Source organism: Dietzia sp. Cai40, from assembly GCF_014145165.1.
Taxonomy (GTDB): domain Bacteria; phylum Actinomycetota; class Actinomycetes; order Mycobacteriales; family Mycobacteriaceae; genus Dietzia; species Dietzia natronolimnaea.
The window spans coordinates 1-2857 of sequence record NZ_JAALEB010000478.1 but is presented as its reverse complement, the minus strand read 5'-3'; the positions used below and the strand labels follow the sequence as shown (position 1 = coordinate 2857).

At 71.6% G+C, this 2857-nt stretch carries 3 protein-coding genes; all 3 read right to left on the bottom strand.

The genetic code is table 11. The features are described 5' to 3' along the window. Positions 1 to 1327: UDP-glucose/GDP-mannose dehydrogenase family protein (locus tag G6022_RS16110; protein WP_182659594.1), on the bottom strand; the 1327-nt coding region annotated here is incomplete at its 3' end. A gap of 131 nt (positions 1328 to 1458) precedes the next feature. Further along, positions 1459 to 2022, bottom strand: a complete 564-nt coding sequence (dcd, locus tag G6022_RS16105) for a dCTP deaminase (protein ID WP_182692005.1) — start codon at positions 2020 to 2022, stop codon at positions 1459 to 1461. Further along, positions 2003 to 2782: a hypothetical protein gene (locus G6022_RS16100; protein WP_017838406.1), complete on the bottom strand. Its 780-nt coding sequence runs from the start codon at positions 2780 to 2782 to the stop codon at positions 2003 to 2005. The genes dcd and G6022_RS16100 overlap by 20 nt, the downstream gene beginning before the upstream one ends. Positions 2783 to 2857 lie beyond the last annotated feature (75 nt).

Genomic DNA, 2857 nt, shown 5'->3' with positions numbered 1-2857 from the left:
CGCTCACCCCGCGGCCGAGGGCGCGGTAGGTCCAGCCGGCGGCGCGCCAGTCGTCGGCGGGCATGCAGTTGCGGCCGTCCAGCATGATCCGCCCGCGCGCCACCGCCGTCACGGCCGCCGGGTCCAACTCGAGGAACTCGGCCCACTCGGTGGCCACCAGCACCACGTCCGCACCCTCACACGCCTCGATCGCCGAGTCGGCGTACGCGAGCGTCGGGAACAGGGCCCGCGCGTTGTCCAGCGCCTGCGGGTCGTACACCACCGCCTGCGCCCCCTTGAGGGACAGCATCCCGGCCACGTTCAACGCCGGGGAGTCGCGCACGTCATCGGAGTCCGGCTTGAACGCCGCCCCCAGCACCGCGATCGTCTTGCCGATCAGCATCCCCCCGCACGCCTCGGTCGCCAGATCGACCATCCGCTCCCGGCGCCGCATGTTGATCGAGTCGACCTCCCGCAGGAACGACATCGCCTGATCGGCACCCAACTCCCCGGCGCGGGCCATGAACGCCCGGATGTCCTTGGGCAGGCACCCCCCACCGAAGCCCAGACCGGCACCCAGGAAGCGCCGACCGATCCGCGGATCCATCCCGATCGCGTCCGCCAACACCGTCACATCCGCGCCCGCCGCCTCACACACCTCCGACACCGCGTTGATGAAGCTGATCTTGGTCGCCAGGAACGCGTTCGCGCTGACCTTGACCAACTCGGCGGTCGCCAGGTCCGTCACGATCACCGGACACGGGTCCGAGTCCAGGATCGGCGCGTACGCCCCGCGCACCGTCTCCTCGACCGGCCCACCCGGCTCACGCACCCCGATCACGATCCGATCCGGCGTGAGCGTGTCGGCCACCGCGAAACCCTCCCGCAGGAACTCCGGGTTCCACGCCACCTCGACGTGCACCCCGGCGGGGGCGTGCCAGTCGGCGATCTCCTGCAACCGCGCCGCCGTCCCCACCGGCACCGTCGACTTGCCCACCAGCACCGCATCCGCGGTCAACAGCGGCGCCAACCGGGCCACCACGTCCTCCACATACGAGGTGTCGGCCGCGAACTCCCCCTTGCGCTGCGGGGTACCCACCCCGATGAAGTGCAGGTCCGCGAACTCCGCGGCCTCGGCATAATCCGTGGTGAACCGCACCCGACCGGCCTCCACCTGCCGCCTCAGGATCTCCGGCAACCCCGGCTCGTAGAACGGCACCTCACCGGCCCGCAGGCGCTCGATCTTCGCCTCGTCCACATCCACACCCAGCACCTCGTGACCCAACTCGGCCATACAGGCGGCATGGGTGGTCCCCAGATACCCGGTCCCGAACACGGTCATACGCATAGCGCAGTTCTACCGTCCCCGGACGACCTCCCGGGAACACCGGGGTGAACGCGGGACGAGCGTACTGTGGCCGGGCCCGGGTCGCCGACGGGCCCGGGTCGCCGACGGGCCCGGGTCGGTAACAGTTCCGGTCAGCGGAAGTTGAGGTACGCCTTGGAGGCGGTCGGGCCGCGCTGTCCCTGGTACTTCGAGCCCGTCGCGGCGGTGCCGTACGGGACCTCGGCGGGGCTGGACAGCCGGAACAGGCACAGCTGGCCGATCTTCATCCCCGGCCACAGCGTGATGGGCAGGTTGGCCACGTTGGACAGCTCGAGGGTGATGTGCCCCTCGAACCCCGGGTCGATGAACCCGGCGGTCGAGTGCGTGAGCAGACCGAGTCGACCGAGTGAGGACTTTCCCTCGAGCCGGCCCGCCAGGTCGTCGGGAAGGGCCAGGCACTCGAGGGTCGCCCCCAGGACGAACTCGCCCGGGTGCAGCACGAACGGGTCCCCTGACGCGGGTTCGACGAGTTCGGTGAGGTCGTCCTGCTGCTGCGCCGGGTCGATGTGGGTGTAGCGCGAGTTGTTGAACACGCGGAACAGGCTGTCCAGGCGGACGTCGATGCTCGACGGTTGGATCAGCGAAGAGTCGAGGGGGTCGATCGTGAGCCGCCCGTCGGCGAGCTCGGAGCGGAGGTCACGGTCGGAGAGCAGCACGGTCTAGAGGGTATCGCGACCCCCCGGCGAGCAGGCGGAGCTGGGTGCCCAACTCGGTGACGCTCACGCACGCCTCGGCGAAGGGCAGCCGCTCCCGGTGGATGCGCCCGTCGCGCCCGACGAGCTCGATGTCCACCCCGGCGCGGTCGATGCCGACCAGCAGTGGCCGCTCTGCCGGGAGGCAGCGGCACACGCGCAGCGCCATCCGCGGCACCACCTGGCAGCGCGGGTCGTTGAGATGGTCCAGCCAGTGCCCCTCGAGGTCGGCGAAGGGGTCGGGCCCGGAGGTCGCCAGGTCCTCGGGGTCGATGTCGGTCACCCCGTCGTCGTCGGTCAGCACGATCCGCTCCGCGCGGAGCCGGACCAACGCGACACCGGTCCCCACGTCCAACAGGACGGGGTCGGGGAGGTCGCGGGCGATCTCGCCCGCGGTGCGGCGCTGGGCGCGCACGCCCGGCAGCTCCACACGACCCTCGACGACGACGATGCGGCGACAGCGCCCCTCGGCCGCTCCCCCGATGATCTCGTCCAGGACCTCGAGCCTCGCCCGCACCCCGCCCACGCCGATCGTGACCGCGTAGGCCGTCGGTAGCGCGACCCAGAGGTCGGCGGTCCCGGGCACCTGGTGCACCAGGCCCACCCCGGGAGGGGTCACGGCGCCCGGGCCGGAGGGTAGACCCAGGGTGGCCCGGGGGCACCGGCGCAGCGCCGAGCTCACTCGTTCCGCGGGCTCCGGGACAGGCCCCACCAGTGATCGCATGCCATCTCCTCGTCGACAGTTCCCGCACCGCTCCGACGCCTCCAGGGAAAGGCGCCGGAACGGTCCGGGGGCGGG